Source organism: Dokdonella fugitiva (genome assembly GCF_004342425.1).
In the GTDB taxonomy this organism is placed as follows: Bacteria; Pseudomonadota; Gammaproteobacteria; order Xanthomonadales; family Rhodanobacteraceae; genus Dokdonella_A; species Dokdonella_A fugitiva.
The window spans coordinates 634,352-652,971 of sequence record NZ_SLWQ01000001.1; the positions used below are offsets into that span (position 1 = coordinate 634,352).

The window sequence follows — 18,620 nt, forward strand, 5'->3', positions numbered from 1 at the left end:
GGGAATCCGCCCCGGAGGGAGCTGTCATGAGAACGCGTCTTGGCCATTACGACATCGTCGCCGAACTGGGCCGCGGCGGCATGGGCGTGGTCTACAAGGGCTACGAAGCCTCGTTGAACCGCTATGTCGCGATCAAGGTGCTGGCGGACTCGCTCGCCCACGATGAAGCGATCAAGGAACGCTTCCTGCGCGAAGCGCGCAGCATGGCGGCGCTCAACGACCCGCACATCATCCAGATCTACTTCATCGGCGAGGACGAGGGCCAGACCTACTTCGTGATGGAGTTCGTCGAGGGCGAGTCGCTCGGCTCGATGCTCAAGCGCGACCATCGCCTCACCGTCGAACAGGCGGCGAAGGTGATCCAGCAGACCGCGATGGGCCTGGCGACCGCGCACGACCGCGGCGTGATCCACCGCGACATCAAGCCCGGCAACCTCATGATCACGAGCCGTGGCGCGGTCAAGATCGCCGACTTCGGCATCGCGCTGTCGAACCAGGACCTGTCGAAGAAGCTGACATCGACCGGCGAATTCGTCGGCACGCCGGGTTACCTCTCGCCCGAGGTCTGCCTCGGCAAGCCGGTCGACCAGCGTTCGGACATCTTCTCGCTCGGCATCGTGCTGTTCGAGATGCTGACCGGCAAGATGCCGTTCAACGACGAGTCGCCGCTCGGCCTCATGCTCGAAGTGGTGAAGGCGCAGATCCCCGACGTGCGCGAGATCAACCACGACGCCGACCCGCAGATCGCGCGCATCCTCGCCAGGATGATCGCGAAGGAACCGGCCGAGCGCTACCAGAACTGCCACGAGCTCGTCACCGACCTCAACACGCACCCGCTCGTCGCCAAGGGCGGCCCGATCACCGTGCAGACCAGGCTGTCGCCGGCCGCGGCGACGATGATCGGCCAGAAGACGCCGGTGTCGGGCCAGGCTTCGCTGCCGCAGACGCCGCAGACGCCGATGCGCAACGTCGCCGCGCAGGCGAACACGCGCATCACGCCGACCGGCCAGCCGCTGCCGCCGCCGATGCAGGGCGGTCACCAGGCCGTGCTCGACCGCCCGACCTCGGTCAGCGGCCAGGCGCCGCGCAGCTCGGCGCTGCCGTGGGCGATCGCGGCGCTGCTGCTGCTCGGCGTCGCCGGTGGCAGCTATGCGATGCGCGATCGCATCCCGGTGCTCGCGAACCTGTTCGGCACGCCCGCGCCGACGGTCGTCGCAACCGCGACGACGCCGACCTCGACCGCGACGGTCGGCGCGACCGATGCGGTCGGCGCGAACCCGCCGCCGGCGCCGCCGAGCGCGACCAGCGTCGCCGCGAGCACGGCCGCGGACGCGCCGGCGACCGACGCCTCGACGACGCCGGCCTCCGCGACGACCGATGCCGCGGATCCACCCGCGCCACCGAGCGAGGCCGTCGCGAGCACGACCGATGCGGGCGCCGACGCCGGCGCGCCGGCGGCTCGCGCTTCGCAGGCCGGCATGGAAGCGCTGCACGACCTGCCCGTCGCGAAAGCGGCCGAGGATGCGGCGCAGGCACCGGGGCCGCGCGTCGCCAAGGTGACGCCGACCGACACGCCGGCGACGCCGCCGCGCCCGCGCGTGCCGACCATCGCGGTCGTGTCGAGCGGCGACGACGTGATCTCCTCGCCGGCCGAGGACGCGCTCGTCGGCATGCTGCAGAGCCGTGGCTTCCGCGTCATCGAAGGCGGCCGCGGCCGTGGCGACTCGCCGAACCTGCGTGCGCTCGCCGGCAAGGCTGATGCGGTCGTGTTCGTCCATGCGCGCCCGGTCGGCACGCAGCAGATGAATTACTACGGCCAGAGTTCGACCCTGTACACCGTGCAGCTCGGCGTGCGCGCCTACCGCGTCTCCGACGGCAGCGTGCTCTGGCGGAGCAGCGGCGAACAGGTCAACTTCACGAGCCTCAATGCGGCCGAGAAGGCGCGCGAAGCGATCGAGCCGCTGCTCGACGCGGTCGACACGCAACTCGCCGAGTTCCGCTCGCGCGGTCGTCGCGGTTAGGTTGGGGAGGGACCGGTGCGACGGCGCTTCGGCGCCGTCGCACCGGGTATCCCCCGCATGCGTCAGGGGAATGCACCGCTTTGCGTGCGCCTGTCCGCGCGCTCCGTGTTCCGGCCTCCACCCTTTCCCCACGTGCTCGCATCCGTCCCGGGGCGGGACTAGCATGTCCGCGCCATCCACTGGCGCAACCTGGGGAAGGACCATGAAGACGAAGCTGGTCGCACTGTTCGCGTTCGCAATCGTGGGCCCGGCCGGCGCGGAAAACGTCGCGCAGCCGGAGATGAGCAAGGAGCAGCAGGAAATGGCGGCCGCGTTCGAGCGCATGGGCGAAGTGCGCGCCGAACACAGGCAGCTCGCGTATTTCGTCGGCGACTGGAAGACGAAGACGACGGTGTGGATGGACCCGAAGGCACCGCCGCAGGAAAGCCGCGGCACGTCCCACGGCGAGGCGACGTTCGGCGGTCGTTACATCGAGACGAAGTTCGACGGCGACATGATGGGCCAGCCGTTCAGCGGTCGCGGCGTGATGGGCTACGACAACCTCGGCGGCAAGTTCTTCAGCACCTGGTACGACAGCATGTCGACCGGCTTCTTCCTCGCCTACGGAAGTTACGACAAGGCGAGCAACAGCTACACCTAGCCACGGCTCGATGGACGACCCGATGGCGCCGAAGACGAGCGTCCCCGTGCGCGCGGTCGTGCACATCGTCGACCCTTCGCACTACACGTTCGACTGGTACGAGACGCGCGGCGGCAAGGAAAGCAGGACGATGCAGATCGAGTACAGCAAGTAGGCACGCACGTCCGCCCGGGGTGGGCCTTGGCCCCCTTGGCCCACCCATGCGTCTCCAAAAAGACGGTGGGCCACGGCGCCCTGGCCCACCGATCGTGTCCCCCGAAAGCGGCGACCCTACGTGGCGACGCCGATGTAGATCGTCCACAACACGTAGCCGGGCGCGGTCGCGGGATCGGCCGCGTGCATCGACAGGCTCGCTTCGCCGAGCTGCAGCGACGTCCACCATTCGGCCGAGCGCAAGGCGAGGAACGACGCCTGCAGCGCGTTGACGGCCGCGCTGCCCGGTGTTTCCGGCTGGCCCGAAAGATCGACGCCGCCTTCGGCGAGCAGCACGCGGCAACTGCCGGTGCGGCATTCGACCGATGCGAGCAGCACGTCATGCGGAGGATCCGACGGCAATTCCGCGACCCATGCCTGCAGATGGCCGCGTAGTTCGCGCGCGCGCGTCGCCGCATCGTCTCCGCCGTCGCCGCGACCGTCGAACTCCTTCTGCATCGCCGCGTCGCGGCTTTCGCCTTCCTCTTCGCCGTCGCCGGCCTGCTCGAGCGCGGCCATGCGCTCGGCGAACAGGTCGATCGCGTGGTCCTCGTCGATCGTCGCAGGCGCTTCGGCGGCGCCGCCGTCGCCTGCGTCGTCGGCACTCGGGGGGATGGCCGATGGTTCTTCAGCGTCCGCGCCGGGCGTCGCGTCGGCGGCGTCTGGGGGAGCCTGCGCCTCCGGCTCTGCCTGCGCGGGTGCCGTCGGGGCGTCGGCGACCGGGGCCTGCGCGGGTGGCGTCGGTGACGGCGCGGGCGCGGGTGCAGGCGCGGGCGGCGCCACCTGCACGGCGGCCTCGACCGGCTTTACTGCCGATGGAGGCAGCTCGGCCGGCGGGGGCGCTGCGGACGACTCCACTGCGGCGACGCGCGTAACGGACGAAGGAGCCGGAGCCGCCGGCGGTGGCGGCGGCTCCGGCGCGGGCGCAGGCCGTGAAGCGAGCGGCTGCGAACGGATCGGCTGCAGCGGCCATAGCCACCAGGCGGTCGCCATGGCGGCGACGACGGCGGCAACGACGAGCACGGTCTGGCGCTGCATGGAACCGACCTCGGCAGGGGGAGGAGGGTGATTGTCGCCGAGGCGGCGCGCAGCCGCACGCGAAGGACGCGGGCTTGGTCACCGCATGGGTTGGCCGGGCGGGGCGCCGCGGGACTCGCCGCTTCGCGGCTCGACCCGCCCTACAGGGGGGCGAGGTTCGCGTAGGCGAGCACGAGGCGCTTGCGCCCGGCGCCGGCGAAATTCACTTCGACGAGCGTGTGCGCACCCGCGCCTTCGTAGGCGAGCACGACGCCTTCGCCGAAACTCGCGTGGCGCACGCGCTGGCCGAGCTTGAACGGCACCGCCGCCTCCTGCAGCACGGGCCGTCCGGCGAACGCGGGACGGCTCACCTGCACCTTCGGCCGCACCTCGTGCACGAGTTCGGCCGGGATCTCGGTGAGGAAGCGCGACGGTCGTGCATACGATTCGATGCCATGCAGGCGGCGCGATTCCGCATACGTGAGCACGAGCCGCTCGCGCGCGCGCGTGATGCCGACATAGGCGAGGCGGCGCTCCTCTTCGAGGCGTCCTGCCTCTTCGGTCGACTTCTGGCTCGGGAACAGGCCGTCCTCCAGTCCGACGAGGAACACCTGGGGGAACTCGAGGCCCTTGGCCGAATGCAGGGTCATCAGCTGCACGCAGTCCTGCCAAGCCTCGCCCTGCCCTTCGCCCGCCTCGAGCGCGGCATGGGCGAGGAACGCCGCGAGTTCCGACAGGCCCGCTTCGAGGTCTTCGGGCGTGCGGCGGAAGCGCGCCGCGACGTTGACGAGTTCGTCGAGGTTCTCGGTGCGCGATTCGGCGCTGCCGCGGCTGTCCTTCTCGTAGAACTCGCGCAGGCCGGAGCGCGCGAGCGCATGCTCGACCTGCTCGGACAAGGCGAGCGGCTCGTCCGGACCGACCGGCTCGCCGTCGCCGACCATCGCCTCGGTCGGCGCGCCCGCGTCGAGCAGGCGCGCGCCCGCGAGCGTGAAGCCGCCCGATGCGGCGAGGCAATCGCGCGCGAGCTGTTCGACCAGCTGCAGGAAACCGCGCAGTGCGTTGCGCGCGCGGCCGGCGAGCGCATCCGAGCCGAGCTCGGCGAGCGCGGCCTCCCACAGCGACAGCGTGTCGCGCCGAGCGCGCTGGCGCAGGCTGTCGAGCGTGCGATCACCGATGCCTCGCGGCGGCGTGTTGACCGCGCGTTCGAACGCCGCGTCGTCGTGACGGTTGGCGACGAGGCGCAGGTACGCGAGCGCGTCCTTGACCTCGGCGCGATCGAAATAGCGCAGCCCGCCGTACACGCGGTAGGCGATGTCGTGCTGGATCAGCTGTTCTTCGAACGTGCGCGACTGCGCGTTCGAGCGATACAGGATCGCATGGTCGGACGGGCGCGCGTCGCCACGCAGGCCCTCGCGGATGCGCTCGACGACGTAGCGCGCCTCGTCCTGTTCGTTGTACGCCGCGTAGAGTTCGATCGGCGTGCCGTCGTCGCCCGCGGTCCACAGCTGCTTGCCGAGGCGATCCGGGTTGTGCGCGATCACCGCATTCGCGGCGGCGAGGATGGTGCCGGTCGAGCGGTAGTTCTGTTCGAGGCGGATCGTGCGCGCGCTCGGGAAGTCGCGCAGGAAATGCTGCACGTTCTCGACGCGCGCCCCACGCCAGCCGTAGATCGCCTGGTCGTCGTCGCCGACCACGAACACCTGGCCGGTCGAGCCGGCGAGCACGCGCACCCACGCGTACTGCAAGGTGTTGGTGTCCTGGAACTCGTCGATGAGCAGGTGGCGGTAGCGCTCGCGGTAGTGGCGCAGCAGCTCGTCGTTCTGCAACCAGAGCTCGTGCGCGCGCAGCAGCAGCTCGGCGAAGTCGACCACGCCCGCGCGCCGGCAGGCTTCCTCGTAGGCGCGGTAGACGTCGATGAGCACGCGATTGACCGGATTGAAGCCGGGATCGAGCGCGTCGGGCCGCTTGCCTTCGTCTTTCGCGGCATTGATGAACCAGCACGCCTGGCGCGGCGGGAAGCGCGACTCGTCCAGCCCTAGGCCCTGCATCGTGCGCTTGACCATGCGCAGCTGGTCGTCGGCGTCGAGGATCTGGAACGTCTCCGGCAGTTTCGCCTCGCGCCAGTGGCGGCGCAGCAGGCGGTGCGCGATGCCATGGAACGTGCCGATCGTGAGGCCGCGGCCGTCGCCCTCGATGAGGCTCTCGGTGCGCCCGCGCATTTCGCCGGCCGCCTTGTTCGTGAACGTGACCGCGAGCACCGACCATGGCGAGACGCGCTCGACTTGCAGCAGCCAGCCGATGCGGTGGGTGAGCACGCGCGTCTTGCCCGAGCCGGCGCCGGCGAGCACGAGGTAGTGGCCCGGTGGCGCAGTGACCGCTTCGCGTTGCGCCTCGTTGAGTCCGTCGAGCAGGTGTGACACGTCCATCGTCGTGATTGTACCGGCCAGCCGTGCCGAACGGCCGATGCAAGAAAGCCCGCGATGCGACGATCATCTGCGGCATGAAGCGGATCGCCGCCCTGTGGTGCGTCGTGTTGCCGTTCGCCGCGGGCCTCGTCGCGGCGGGCGAGCCCGCGCGGTACGCACTGCGCTACGACGCGGCCACGCGCACGATGCATGCCTCGCTCTGCCTCGATCGCGCGGCGACGCTGCAACGCTTCTCGGGCGACGCATCGGCGCCCGGGCACGTCGAAGACCTCGCGCGCTCGAGTGGCGCGCCGCTGCAACAGGGCGGCGACGGCTGGAGCGCGCGCGACTGGCGCGCGGGCGAATGCCTGCGCTGGCGCGCCGACCTTGGCCGCATCGCCGACGCGAACGCGCGAAGCAGCGCGCTGCGGGCGGCCGAGACCATCACCGACCCGGGTGGCTGGCTGCTCTGGGCCGCCAATGTCGCCGCCGCCGACGCGCGCGTCGACCTTCCCGCCGGCATCGCACTATCCACGCCGTGGACCCCCGAGCCTTCCGCCGGCACGACGCGCAGGTACCACATCGAACGCACCCCGCCGGACTGGCTCGCGCGCATCGCGATCGGCCGCATGTCCGAGACGACGATCCAACGACCCGGTGGCCGCCTGCACGTCGCGATCGGCGGCCCGCCCGACCCGGCGCAGCGCCGGCGCTTGCTGGCCTGGCTCGGGCGTGTCAGCGACGCGGCGACGACCGCGTACGGCCACCTGCCGCTCGCCGACGTGCAGGTCCTCGTGATCCCCGTCGGCGCGCAGCGCGACGCGGTCGTGTTCGGCCAGTCGACGCGCGGCGAAGGCAACGGCCTCACCCTGTTCGTCGATCCCTCGCGCGACGCGCACGCGTTCGAACGCGACTGGATCGCGGTGCACGAGCTGTCGCACCTGTTCCACCCGCACCTCGGCGCGCGCGGCGCGTGGCTCGCCGAGGGCCTCGCGACCTACCTGCAGAACGTGCTGCGCGCACGCGCGGGCCTGCTCACGCCCGCGCAGGCCTGGGCCGAACTCGCCGACGGCTTCGCGCGCGGCCGCGCCGCGACGCCGCGTGGCGACGCCACGCCGCTCGAACAGGCCTCGCTCGACATGGAACGCGCGCACGGCTACACGCGCGTGTACTGGAGCGGTACCGCCTACTGGCTCGCCGTCGACCTCGAACTGCGCCGCGCGAGCGGCGGCCGCATCGGCGTCGACGAAGCGCTGCGCCGCTTCGACGCCTGCTGCCTCGCGCCGACGCGAAGCTGGACACCACAGGCGTTCGTCGAGCGCCTCGACGCCCTGGCGGGCACCGACGTCTTCGCCCGCCGCTGGCGCGAATACCGCACCCTCACGCGTTTCCCGGCCACCCCTGCCCTCGACACCGTCGATGCAGCGGCGCGTGCGGGGATCATGGGAGCTGGCGGCGGGGACGAAGCGGAAGGCGAAGGAAGAGACTGGAACACGAAGGGCACGAAGGAAAGGCCCATCGAGCGGAAGAGCTTGAAACACGGAGCACCCGAAGGAAGAGGTTTCAGGTGAAAGGCTCTTCTCGCGCTTGATCTTCTCCGTCTGCTCCCTGTTCCAATTCCTTTTCCTGATTGCTTTTCCTTCGTGTCCGGGCTTTCCAGCTTCCGGAGGACTCAGTGCGAGTCCGCGCGGTCGCGCGAGCCGTTGCCGTTGGACATGATGCGGTCGGTCCACGCGATGCCGATCGCCGAGGCGATGAAGACGCAGTGGATGATCGTCTGCCACATCACGCCGTTGGCGGTCACCATCGTGCAGCCGCGGCCGGCGCCGGTCGTGATCTCGGCGGCGGCCTGGGCGATGAGGTCCGGCGTGCAGAACGGCATGCCGCCGATCGCGCCGGCCTCGATGAAGCTCTTCAGGAGGTGGATCGAGCTGATGCCGATGATCGCCATCGCGAGCTTGACCTTGAGCACCGACGCGTTGACGTGGCTCAGCCACTCGGGCTGGTCGGGATGGTCTTCCAGGCGCAGGCGCGAGACGAACGTCTCGTAGCCGCCGACGATGACCATGATCAGCAGGTTCGAGATCATCACGACGTCGATGAGGCCGAGCACGATCAGCATGATCGCCTGCTCGCTGAGGCGGAACGCGTCGTGCATGAGGTGCCAGAGTTCCTTCACGAACAGCACGACGTACACGCCCTGCGCGACGATGAGGCCGAGGTAGAGCGGCAGCTGCAGCCAGCGCGCGGAGAAGATCAGCGAGGGCAGCGGCGACAGCGGGGAATGGTTCGATGGGCTCATGCGCGGTCCGGCGGATTCGGTGAACGCGCACGCTACCGCAAAACGCCCGCATCGCGCACCCGTCCCGGTGCCATCAGCGGGTCATGGACGTATCGAATGTCGCCGCGACGACGCGCACGCCGGGCACGCTGCACACGTAGTCCGCGCCCATCAGCTGCGACGGCGTGCGGTAACCGCCCGCGGGCGCGGCGGCGAGCACGTGCGCGGCGATGTCGAGCGCACAGGTCACGGTGAGCGCATAGCCGTTCGGCGTGACGAGCTGGACCCGCTCGACCCGGCCGGCGGCGTCGCGCGCCTCGCCCCAGATCCGGCACTGCGTCGCCGCGCGGCGCGCGGCATCCGGCCCGGGACGCGCGCCCGCGCGTGCCTCGAGCCAGGCGCGCAACGGCGCGAACCGCAGCAGCGGACGCGCGAGGCGCAGGCGGCGCAGCGAGCGGATCGCGCGCGGCGGCAGCGCGAGATAGACCTCGATGTCGGGGATGCCGGTCGACACGTACGCGGTGTAGACGTCGCCCCACGGGATCGTCGTCGCGCTGCGCTCGACGCCGTCCTCGCGCACGAAGCTGCGCGTCTTCCATGCCAGCGGCACCTCGACGAGCTCGCCGCCGATGCGTGCGCGGCCGCCGCGCGCGAGCCCCTCGACGCTGGTCCGTGCCGTGCCCGGGCTGGTGCCGCCGCCCGCCTCGAACGCGAGCACGAGCGCGGTTGCCGCCGGCAGCGCGCGCTTCAGCAGCGCAGCGACCCCATCGGTGGGCACGACGTCGAAGCCGGCGCCGGGCGCGACGACGATGCCGCGCTCGCGGGCGCGCGTGTCGGCGCGATGGCAGTGCGCGAACACGTCGATCTCGCCGGTGATGTCGAGGTAGTGCACGCGCCGGGCGAGGCAGGCCTCGAGCAGCGGCGCGGCCGTGCGCGTGAACGGGCCGGCGCAGTTGAGCAGCAGGTCGACGTCGTCGAGTCCGCGCGCGACCGCGGCGGCGTCGTCGAGGCCGAACGCGCGCGAACGCAGGCCGAGGCGCCGGGCGAGTGCCTCGACCGCTTCGCGGTTGCGGCCGCCGAGCACCGGCGACAGGCCGCGCCGGGCCGCTTCCTCGGCGATCAGCGTGCCGGTGTAGCCGTTCGCCCCGTAGACGAGCACGCGTTGCATGCGGGCATCACTTCGCCGCCGCGGGCGGTGCGTACAGCTGCTGCGCGCGCTGGAACAACACCCACGAGGTCGCGATGTACTTGTCGCCGCCCTTGGGCATGTTGCCGCGGTGCGTGTGGGTGAAACCGGCCGGCGCGAACAGCAGCGCGCCGGTCTTCGGCACGATGCGGCGCTGCTGGAACAGGAATTCGGTTTCGCCCTCGGCGAAGCCGTCGTTGAGGTAGATCGTCCAGAGCAGCACGCGGTGCAGGTTGTCGTCGGTCTCGACCTTCGGCGAGATCTCGCTGTGCCAGTACGGGTAGCCGCCCTCGTCGGCCGAGTAGCGCTGCAGGTTGATGCCGCCGGGGCGGAACAGCCGCACGATGAGCTGCTTGAGTTCGGCGTCCGGCATCGCGCGCACGTCGTCGACGCCGAGCATCTGCATGTCCTCGCTGCCGGCGCGCTGGCGGTACAGCACGGTCGGCGCGAGCGCGAGGTGGGTGTACTTGCGCAGGTACGACACCAGGCCCTGCAGCATGGCGCCGTTCAGCATGTTCTCGACCGGCTTCCACTCCGCATGGCCGCTCACGTGCAGGTCCCAGCTGTCCTTGAGGCGCGTGTTCAGGCCACCGGACGTGCGTCCACGCACGAGCTTGTCGCTCTTCTCGAACGCGGCGACGAGGTCGGCGCAGGCCTTCGCGTCCAGTGCGCCTTCGTACACCTCGATGAAGTCGTCCATAGTCACCCGCCCGAGGGAATCGACCCTGCCATCTTCCGGACTCTATCTCATCCGCGCGAGCCTGCTCATCGCGCAGACCTGTCCCGCGACGAGCTCATGCAGGCTCGCCGGCGCGATCCGCCGCGAGGTGATAGCCGGTCACGCGCTCGACTTCGTTCTTCGAACCGAGGAAAACCGGCACGCGCTGGTGCAGCTGCGCGGGCGTGATGTCGAGGATGCGCTCGCGGCCGGTCGTCGCCGCTCCGCCGGCCTGCTCGACGATGAACGCCATCGGGTTCGCCTCGTACATGAGGCGCAGCTTGCCGGGCTTGCCGGGATCCTTGAGGTCGCGCGGATAGATGAAGATGCCGCCGCGCGTAAGGATGCGGTGCACGTCGGCGACCATCGAGGCGACCCAGCGCATGTTGAAGTCGCGACCGCGCGGTCCGGTCTTGCCGGCGAGGAGTTCCTCGATGTAGCGGCGCATCGGCGGTTCCCAATGGCGCATGTTCGACATGTTGATCGCGAACTCGGACGTGTCCTCGGGAATGCGCAGCCTGGAATGGGTGAGAGGGAAGTTGCCCTGCTCGCGGTCGAGCGTGAACTGATGGACGCCGTCGCCGAGGGTGAGCACGAGCACCGTGCTCGATCCGTACACCGCATAGCCGGCCGCGACCTGCTGCGTGCCCGGCTGCAGGAACGCCTTCTCGTCGGGGTTCTTCACGCCCTCGGGGCAGCGCAGCACCGAGAAGATCGTGCCGACCGAGATGTTGACGTCGATGTTCGACGAGCCATCGAGCGGGTCGAACACGAGCAGGTACTCGCCCTTCGGGTAGCGGTCGGGGATCGGGTGCGGGTCGTCCATCTCCTCCGAGGCGAGCGCGGCGAGATGGCCGCCCCAGGCATTCGCCTCGAGCAGGATCTCGTTGGAGAGCACGTCGAGCTTCTTCTGCGTCTCGCCCTGGACGTTCTCCGTCCCCGCGCTGCCGAGCACGCCGCCGAGCGCGCCCTTGCCGACCGCGATCGAGATGCGCTTGCACGCGCGCGCGACCACCTCGATGAGCAGGCGCAGGTCGGCGTTGATGCGGCCCTCGCGTTGCTGCTCGATGAGGAACTGGGTCAGCGAAATCGGCTTCATGGGCGCTCGGCTCCGGAGGGCGGTTCGGGACGCGCATTGTCCGGAGTCCGGGGCCATCGAGAAAGGGGCGCGGCCGGCGGGGCTGCTGACACCACGTTGGCAGTGGCAGGGCGGCATCGTAGCGGCACGCCGATGACCGGCCCCGCCAAGGAATCGACATGCTCAGTCCGAACGTCCCCGCCTGGTTCGAGATCCCGACCACCGACCTCGATCGCGCCCAGCGCTTCTACGAGGCCGCGCTCGGGGTGACCCTGCAGCGCCAGCAGTTCGGCGGCCCGGCGATGGCGGTGTTCCCGCGCGGTGACAAGCCGAACGCGACCGGCGCACTCGTGCGCATGCCGCAATGCGAGCCGTCCATCCAGGGCAGCATCGTCTATCTCAGCCTCGACGACATCCGCCCGGTGCTCGAGCGCGTGCCGTCCCTCGGCGGCGAGGTGTTCGTGCCCCGTACGCAACTCCCCGACGACATCGGATTCTTCGCGCAGATCCGCGACAGCGAAGGCAACCGCGTCGGCCTGTTCTCGCCGCGATGAACGCCGCGCCGACCATCGGCGACCCCGCGCGCGCCGCGATGCTCGGCGCGCTCGGCGTCGCCGCCCTGTACACCCTGCCCGACCTGCGCACCGCGTGCACAGGCAGACCGAGGAGCCCGGCGATGCCGCCCCAGCCTTCGCACGACTTCGATTTCCTGCACGGCCGCTGGATCGTGCACAACCGCCGGCTGCGCGAGCGCCTGGTTGGCTGCACCGAGTGGGAAGCGTTCGACGCGGTGCAGGTCTGCCGGCCGATCCTCGGCGGGTTCGGCAACGAGGACGAGCTCGTCACCGATGCATTCGGCGAGCACCGCTTCATCGGCATGACGATCCGCCTGTTCGACCCGCAGGCGCGCGAATGGAGCATCTACTGGGTCGACAACCGCAGCGTGCAGTTGCAGCCGCCCGTGCGCGGCCGCTTCGACGGCGGCGTCGGCACGTTCCACGGCCGCGACGCGCACCTGGGCACGCCGGTGCTCACGCGTTTCATCTGGACCGTCCTCTCGGCCGACCGCGCGCGCTGGGAGCAGGCGTTCTCGACCGACGACGGGAGCAGCTGGGAAACCAACTGGACGATGGACTTCGAGCGGAGCGGCGCGTGAATGCATTCCCCCGAACCGATGCACGTCATCGCGTCGAGCCGCTGCTCGCCGCGGCGCGCCTGCGTCCTGCTGCCGCGGGCTGGCGCGCACATCTTCATCATCGAGGAACCCCACGCATGACCCCAGCGACAACGAATCCGTGGCCGATCGTCGAGTTGCGCCAGTACACCTTGCACCCGGGCCGCCGCGACGACCTCGTCGACCTGTTCGAGCGCGAGTTCGTCGAGACGCAGGAAGCCTGCGGCATGCGCCTGTTCGGCCAGTTCCGCGACCTCGACGACGCCGACCACTTCGTCTGGCTGCGTGGTTTCCAGGACATGGAACGGCGCGCCGCCGCGCTCGGCGCGTTCTACGGCGGGCCGGTGTGGAAGGCACACCGCGACGCCGCCAATGCGACGATGATCGATTCCGACGACGTGCTGCTGCTGCGGCCGCTGCGCGCCGATACCGGCTTCGCACTCGACGACGCGGTGCGTCCATCCATGGCGACGTCACCAACGCGCGCGCGCCTCGTCATCGGCCTCGTCTTCGCCGTGCCGCGCGGCGACGACACCTTCGCCGAACGCCTCGAGCGCGGCGTCGCGAGCTGGATCGCCGGCGCGGGCGCGACGGCGCTCGCGAGCTTCGTCAGCGAGCATGCGCCGAACACGTTCCCGGCCTTGCCGGTGCGCGAGAACGAGCACGTGCTGGCCTGTTTCGCCGCGTTCGACGACGACGCGCACTGGCAACGCCATCGCGAAAGCCTCACGGCGACCGTGCCCGCGCCCCGGCAGCTGCTGCGCCTCGCACCGACCGCGCGTTCGCTGCTGCGCTGACGGCGACGATCCGGCGCACGTGCGCGTCGATCTGCAGGTCGCCACGCGCGATGATCCGCACTTCCCCGCAGGAGAACCACGACATGAAGAAGACCTACCACGGCAGCTGTCATTGCGGCGCGGTGCGCTTCGAGGCCGACCTCGACCTCGCCGACGGCACCGGCCGTTGCAACTGTTCGATCTGCACGAAGACGCGCAACTGGAGCGTCACGGTCAAGCCGGACGCGTTCCGCCTGCTCGCCGGCGAGGATGCGCTCGCCGACTACACCTTCGGCACGCACGCGAACCACCACGTCTTCTGCCGCCACTGCGGCGTGCGCCCGTTCGGCCGCGGCCACGTCGAGGAGATCGGCGGCGATTTCGTCTCGGTCAGGCTCGCCTGCCTCGACGACGTCGATCCGGCCGAACTCGCCGAGGCGCCGGTGCGCTACTTCGACGGCCGCGCGAACAACTGGTGGAACGCGCCGGCGGAGACGCGGCACCTGTGAACGCGACGCGCGACCGGCTCGCCGCGTCGCGGCGCGCAGGGCGCGCTGCGCGCCGGCCGCGGCAAGCGCATGCGCGTCGCCGCGCTTTACCGCGAGCCGTCGACGGCGACATCATCGGCGGATGCGCCGCGCCGATCGCCTGTTCCTCATCATCCATGCGCTGCGCGGCCGGCGCACCGCGCTCGCCGCGCGCGGCCTTGCCGAGACGCTCGGCGTCTCGCTGCGCACGGTCTATCGCGATGTCGCCGACCTGCAGCTGTCGGGCGTGCCGATCGAAGGCGAAGCCGGCGTCGGCTACGTGCTGCGCAAGGGCGCGGACATTCCGCCGCTGATGTTCAGCGCCGAAGAACTCGAAGCCCTCGTCGTCGGCACGCGCTTCGTCAAGGCGTTCGCCGGCGCGCGCCTGCACCGCGGCGCGCAGGCGGCGCTGCTGAAGATCGAAGCGGTGCTGCCCCCCGAGCTCAAGCAGCGCGCGATGCGCTCGCGCATCTTCGCGCCCGCCGACTGGAACGAAGCGCGCAGCGGCCTCATCGATCGCCTGCACGCGGCGATCGCCGCGCAGCAGGTGCTGCGCCTCGATTACCGCGACGAGGCGGGCCGCAGCTCGCTGCGCGAGGTCGAGCCGCTCTGCCTCGCATTCTGGGGCGGCGTGTGGACGCTCGGCAGCTGGTGCCGCCTGCGCGCGGACTTCCGCACCTTCCGCCCGGACCGCATCGTCGCGTTCGAACCGACCGGCGAAACCTTCGTCGAGACGCCCGAGCGCGGCATGGCCGCCTACGTGCGCGCGATGGGCGGCGACAGCGAGGGGCTCGACATCTAGCACCGCGCCCATGCGGAGGCTCGATCCACTGCCCCCGGCACGCGGGTAAGCGCAGCCCGTCGCAGCGCCCATCCAGTGGCACTGTCCAAGCACGCGATCGGTGCGATGATGGCGGCTTTCGTGACGGAGAGCCCGATGAACCGCTGCTGCCTCGCCCTGCTGCTCTGCACCGGCCTGACCACGCTCGCCCACGCGAGCGACGCGGACGATCGCTTCAAGGCGCTGTACACGAAGGAATGGAGCTGGCGCCAGCAGCAGTTCGGCGGGCTCGACGACGAGGACCGCCAGGCCGATCCGAAGGACGACCACCTGCCCGCGGTCGATGCCGCGACGCAGGCCAAGCGGCTCGCCTACTGGGACGACGTTCTCAAGCAGCTCGCCACGATCCCCGCGCAGCAGCTGTCCGAGGAAAACCAGGTCAACCTCGCCGTGTACCGGCCGCAGGTCGAGAACCTCGCCGCGGACATCCGATTCCGCGGCTACGAGATGCCGTTCAACAGCGACTCGCAGTTCTGGTCCGACCTCGGCTTCATGGCACGCCGCCCGCTCGGCGACGCACGGGCGGTGCGCAACTACATCGCCAAGCTCGACGACGTGCCGCGCTACTTCGAAGAGCAGGTCGCGAACATGCGCGCCGGCCTTGCGCGCGGCTTCAGCGTGCCGCGCGCCGTGCTCGACGGCCGCGACGTGTCGATCGCGAGCTACGCCGGGGTGAAGTCGCCCGAGGACAGCGAGTTCTACGCGCCATTGAAGAGCCTGCCGGCGACGATCCCGGCCGGGGAGCAGGCCGCGCTGCGCAAGGACGCCGCGCGCGCGATCCGCGAGCACGTGATCCCGGCCTACGCGAAGCTGCTCGCGTTCTTCCGCGACGAATACGTGCCGCACGCGCGCGAGACGCTCGCCGCCGAGGCGCTGCCCGACGGCAAGGCCTACTACCGCCAGCAGATCCGCGAGTACACCACGCTCGACCTCGACCCCGAGGCGATCCACGCGATCGGCCTCAAGGAAGTCGCGCGCATCGATGCCGAGATGCAGGCGACGATGAAGGCGAGCGGTTTCAAGGGCGACTTCGCCGCATTCCTCGAATTCCTGCGCAAGGACCCGCGGTTCTACGCGAAGACGCCGGACGAGCTGCTCATGCATGCGGCCTGGATCGCCAAGCAGGTCGACGCGAAGATCGGCCGCTTCATCGGCACGCTGCCGCGCGGCCGCTTCGGCATCGAACCGGTGCCGGCATCGATCGCGCCGTTCTGGACCGCCGGCCGCGGCAGCGCGCAGACCTATTGGGTCAACACCTACGACCTGCCCTCGCGCCCGCTCTACAACCTGCCCGCGCTGACCCTGCACGAGTCCTCGCCCGGCCATTCCCTGCAGGGCGCGCTCGCCGAGGAGCAGAAGCAGCAGCCGGAATTCCGCAGCCACAACTACATTTCCGCCTACGGCGAAGGCTGGGCCTTGTACTGCGAGAAGCTCGGCAAGGAGATGGGCATCTACCACACGCCCTACGAGGAGTTCGGCCGCGAAACCTACGAGATGTGGCGCGCCGCGCGCCTCGTCATCGACACCGGCATCCACCACAAGGGCTGGACGCGCGCGCAGGCGATCGACTACCTCGCCTCGCATACCGCACTGAGCCGGCACGAGGTCGAGACCGAAGTCGACCGCTACATCTCCTGGCCGGGTCAGGCGCTCAGCTACAAGCTCGGCGAAATCCGCATCGTCGAACTGCGCGCGCGTGCGGAAAAGGCGCTCGGCGACAAGTTCGACCTGCGCGCGTTCCACGACGCGATCCTCGCCGAGGGCTCGGTGCCCCTGCCCGTGCTCGACCAGCGCATCGACGCGTGGATCGCCTCGCGCAAGGCCGCGGCGAAGTCCTGATGTCCGGCTGAAGAGCGAAAGCCTGGAGCGCGAAGGGAAGAGAAGATCGAGCTTCAACGCTTGAAACACGAAGCACACGGAGCACGCGGAGAAGGCAGATCAAACGCTTTCCCCAGCGTGCTCCGTATTTCAATCTTTGCCGTTGCTTCCCTTCGTGCCCTTCGTGGTCCCGCCTTCCGCTTCGCTTTCCCAGCGCGCGCCCGTCAGCGCCGGGGCTCCTTTGCCGGGGGCTTCGCCGTGGCGTCCTTCTTCTGCTGCTCCTCGAGCGCCCGCTGCTTCCATTCCTCGAGGATCGCGGCTCGCGCGCGTGCGGCCGCTTCGGCACCGGCCGGCGGCGGCGGCGGCGCGGGCGGCGGTTCCGGATCGCCATTGTCGATCCAGCGCACGAGGCGCGCGAACTGCTCGCCGAGCACTTCGTCGACCTTCGGCGCGGTTTCGTCGAGGCCGCTCGTCGAGGCGCCATTGACGCGGTACTCGAGTTCGAGCCGGGTCGAGCCATCATCGGCGGTGCGGATCCAGAACGTGAGGATGCCCTTCAGCGCGAACTCCTGCAGCGGTCCGAGCGCGGTGTCGAGGCGCAGCATGCGGTCGGGCAGGGCCATCAAGACGCGGCCGTGCACGGCGCTGCCGCCACTCCAGCGTTCGCAGAAGCAGCCGTCCGCCTCGGGCTTCAGGGACAGGTTTTCGGCCTTGCCGGACCAGGTGTGCTCGCGGTTCCACCAGCGTGGCACGGCGACGAGCGCCGCCCATGCGTGCGCGGCATCCCCTTTCACCGGCGCGGCGTAGGCGAGCAAGAACCCGTCGGGCTCCGCCTGCCTGATCCCGGCATGCGCGGCGCCGGCGAGCGCCAGCACGAACGTCGCGAACGGGCCCAGCCAGCGCTTCATCGTCGCCTCCACTTCATCGTGACCTCGTTCCGACCGCGCGGCGAGGGCATGGTTCGCACCCGTCGGCGACGCCAGGCCCGCGTCGTGGCACCGCCCGGCGCGTGACGCCTAGACGTCGCCGTCGGTCGCCCAGCCTTCGCCGGTGCCCCGATGGTGCACGCTGTCGCCGGCCAGCACGTCGCCGGCCGGGATCGACGGCTGCGCGGCGAGTTCGGCGTAAAGCGGGCGGAAATCCGGCCGCGTCGCGTCCATGAGCTGCTCGAAGCTGTCGATGACGAAGTAGGTCTTCTGGTAGGTGTCGATGCGATAGCGCGTGCGCATGATGCGGCGCAGGTCGAAGCCGATGCGGTTCGGCGCGGGCGATTCGAGGCAGTAGATCGACTCGCCCTTGGAGCTCACGATGCCCGAGCCGTAAATGCGCAGGCCACCGTCCTGGCGGATCAGGCCGAACTCCACCGTGTACCAGTACAGGCGCGTGAGGTTGACGAGCGCTTCGGCGCCGATCCCGTGCGCCTTCACGCCGCCGCGGCCGTAGGCCTGCATGTAGTCGGCGAATACCGGCTCGAGCAGCAGCGGCACGTGGCCGAACAGGTCGTGGAACAGGTCCGGCTCGGCGAGGTAGTCGAGCTGGTCGGGCTTGCGGATCCACCAGGTGACCGGAAAGCGCCGGTTCGCGAGGTGATCGAAGAACACGAGTTCGGGCAGCAGGCCTTCGACGCCGACGAGTTGCCAGCCGGTCGCCTTGGCCAGCACTTCGTTGAGGTCGTCGAAGCGCGGGATCGCGTCGGGCGACATGCCGAAGCGTTCCTGGTTGACGATGAACTCGCGGCAGGCACGACCCTTGAGCAGCTCGCGCTGGCGCTCGAACAGGGTCGCCCAGGTCTGGTGGTCGGTGCGCGAATAGCTCGCCCACGGCTGCTCGACGACCGCCGTGGTATAGACCGGCACGTAGCCCTTGTCGGTCTGCTGGTGTTCGACGCGGCGCGGTTCGGACGAAGTCATGGCACGGATCCGGTTTGCATGCATGACAGCTTAGCG

The 18,620-nt window shown here is 70.2% G+C and carries 18 protein-coding genes; 10 read left to right on the plus strand and 8 right to left on the minus strand.

Translation table 11 applies throughout. The features are described 5' to 3' along the window. Nucleotides 1–26: 26 nt before the first annotated feature. From EV148_RS02725 to EV148_RS19045, 3 genes are all read left to right on the plus strand, one after another. The gene (locus tag EV148_RS02725; protein ID WP_131993068.1) at nucleotides 27–2,021 is read left to right on the plus strand and encodes a serine/threonine-protein kinase; all 1,995 of its coding nucleotides are present in this window, start codon (nucleotides 27–29) and stop codon (nucleotides 2,019–2,021) included. A 202-nt stretch (nucleotides 2,022–2,223) separates the two neighbouring features. Then, on the plus strand, nucleotides 2,224–2,661 hold the full coding sequence (locus EV148_RS18340; RefSeq protein WP_158287280.1) for a DUF1579 family protein: 438 nt from the start codon (nucleotides 2,224–2,226) through the stop codon (nucleotides 2,659–2,661). Nucleotides 2,662–2,683: 22 nt separating this feature from the next. After that, entirely contained in the window at nucleotides 2,684–2,815 is a 132-nt protein-coding gene (locus tag EV148_RS19045; protein WP_277871118.1) for a hypothetical protein, read from the plus strand. A 116-nt stretch (nucleotides 2,816–2,931) separates the two neighbouring features. Here EV148_RS19045 and EV148_RS02740 read toward each other — a convergent pair whose 3' ends face one another. Continuing rightward, complete coding sequence (locus EV148_RS02740; protein WP_131993077.1) at nucleotides 2,932–3,891, minus strand: hypothetical protein; 960 nt, start codon at nucleotides 3,889–3,891, stop codon at nucleotides 2,932–2,934. A gap of 140 nt (nucleotides 3,892–4,031) precedes the next feature. Beyond that, entirely contained in the window at nucleotides 4,032–6,296 is a 2,265-nt protein-coding gene (locus EV148_RS02745) for a UvrD-helicase domain-containing protein (RefSeq protein WP_131993080.1), read from the minus strand. Nucleotides 6,297–6,370: 74 nt separating this feature from the next. On the opposite strand from EV148_RS02745, the gene EV148_RS02750 reads away from it, so the two are divergent. Further along, entirely contained in the window at nucleotides 6,371–7,846 is a 1,476-nt protein-coding gene (locus EV148_RS02750; RefSeq protein ID WP_131993083.1) for a M61 family metallopeptidase, read from the plus strand. A gap of 101 nt (nucleotides 7,847–7,947) precedes the next feature. Here EV148_RS02750 and EV148_RS02755 read toward each other — a convergent pair whose 3' ends face one another. The 4 genes from EV148_RS02755 to EV148_RS02770 form a co-directional block, all read right to left on the minus strand. Continuing rightward, nucleotides 7,948–8,577 (minus strand): TIGR00645 family protein, encoded by a 630-nt coding sequence (locus EV148_RS02755; protein ID WP_131993086.1) that lies wholly within the window; start codon nucleotides 8,575–8,577, stop codon nucleotides 7,948–7,950. A 73-nt stretch (nucleotides 8,578–8,650) separates the two neighbouring features. Further along, nucleotides 8,651–9,724: a saccharopine dehydrogenase family protein gene (locus EV148_RS02760; RefSeq protein WP_131993089.1), complete on the minus strand. Its 1,074-nt coding sequence runs from the start codon at nucleotides 9,722–9,724 to the stop codon at nucleotides 8,651–8,653. Between the two features lie 7 nt (nucleotides 9,725–9,731). Further along, nucleotides 9,732–10,442, minus strand: a complete 711-nt coding sequence (locus tag EV148_RS02765) for a 2OG-Fe(II) oxygenase (RefSeq protein WP_131993092.1) — start codon at nucleotides 10,440–10,442, stop codon at nucleotides 9,732–9,734. Between the two features lie 94 nt (nucleotides 10,443–10,536). Further along, nucleotides 10,537–11,559, minus strand: coding sequence for a class 1 fructose-bisphosphatase (locus EV148_RS02770; protein ID WP_131993095.1), 1,023 nt, complete (start codon nucleotides 11,557–11,559; stop codon nucleotides 10,537–10,539). Nucleotides 11,560–11,717: 158 nt separating this feature from the next. On the opposite strand from EV148_RS02770, the gene EV148_RS02775 reads away from it, so the two are divergent. From EV148_RS02775 to EV148_RS02800, 6 genes are all read left to right on the plus strand, one after another. Next, nucleotides 11,718–12,092 (plus strand): VOC family protein, encoded by a 375-nt coding sequence (locus EV148_RS02775; protein ID WP_131993098.1) that lies wholly within the window; start codon nucleotides 11,718–11,720, stop codon nucleotides 12,090–12,092. Next, nucleotides 12,089–12,694: a hypothetical protein gene (locus tag EV148_RS02780; protein WP_199222699.1), complete on the plus strand. Its 606-nt coding sequence runs from the start codon at nucleotides 12,089–12,091 to the stop codon at nucleotides 12,692–12,694. Before EV148_RS02775 ends, EV148_RS02780 begins: the two co-directional genes overlap by 4 nt. A gap of 116 nt (nucleotides 12,695–12,810) precedes the next feature. After that, nucleotides 12,811–13,509, plus strand: coding sequence for an NIPSNAP family protein (locus tag EV148_RS02785; protein ID WP_131993101.1), 699 nt, complete (start codon nucleotides 12,811–12,813; stop codon nucleotides 13,507–13,509). An 83-nt stretch (nucleotides 13,510–13,592) separates the two neighbouring features. After that, on the plus strand, nucleotides 13,593–13,997 hold the full coding sequence (locus tag EV148_RS02790) for a GFA family protein (RefSeq protein WP_131993104.1): 405 nt from the start codon (nucleotides 13,593–13,595) through the stop codon (nucleotides 13,995–13,997). 121 nt (nucleotides 13,998–14,118) lie between these two features. Then, nucleotides 14,119–14,817 carry a helix-turn-helix transcriptional regulator gene (locus tag EV148_RS02795; protein ID WP_131993107.1) on the plus strand — a complete coding sequence of 233 codons (699 nt, stop codon included), beginning with the start codon at nucleotides 14,119–14,121 and terminating at the stop codon, nucleotides 14,815–14,817. Nucleotides 14,818–14,952: 135 nt separating this feature from the next. Further along, nucleotides 14,953–16,695: a DUF885 domain-containing protein gene (locus EV148_RS02800; RefSeq protein ID WP_131993110.1), complete on the plus strand. Its 1,743-nt coding sequence runs from the start codon at nucleotides 14,953–14,955 to the stop codon at nucleotides 16,693–16,695. Between the two features lie 203 nt (nucleotides 16,696–16,898). On the opposite strand, the gene EV148_RS02805 is transcribed toward EV148_RS02800, so the two are convergent. Then, a complete protein-coding gene (locus EV148_RS02805; RefSeq protein ID WP_131993113.1) occupies nucleotides 16,899–17,582 on the minus strand; it encodes an ATPase in 684 nt (227 codons plus the stop codon). A gap of 108 nt (nucleotides 17,583–17,690) precedes the next feature. Next, entirely contained in the window at nucleotides 17,691–18,584 is an 894-nt protein-coding gene (gene phhA, locus EV148_RS02810; RefSeq protein WP_131993116.1) for a phenylalanine 4-monooxygenase, read from the minus strand. Nucleotides 18,585–18,620: the final 36 nt, after the last annotated feature.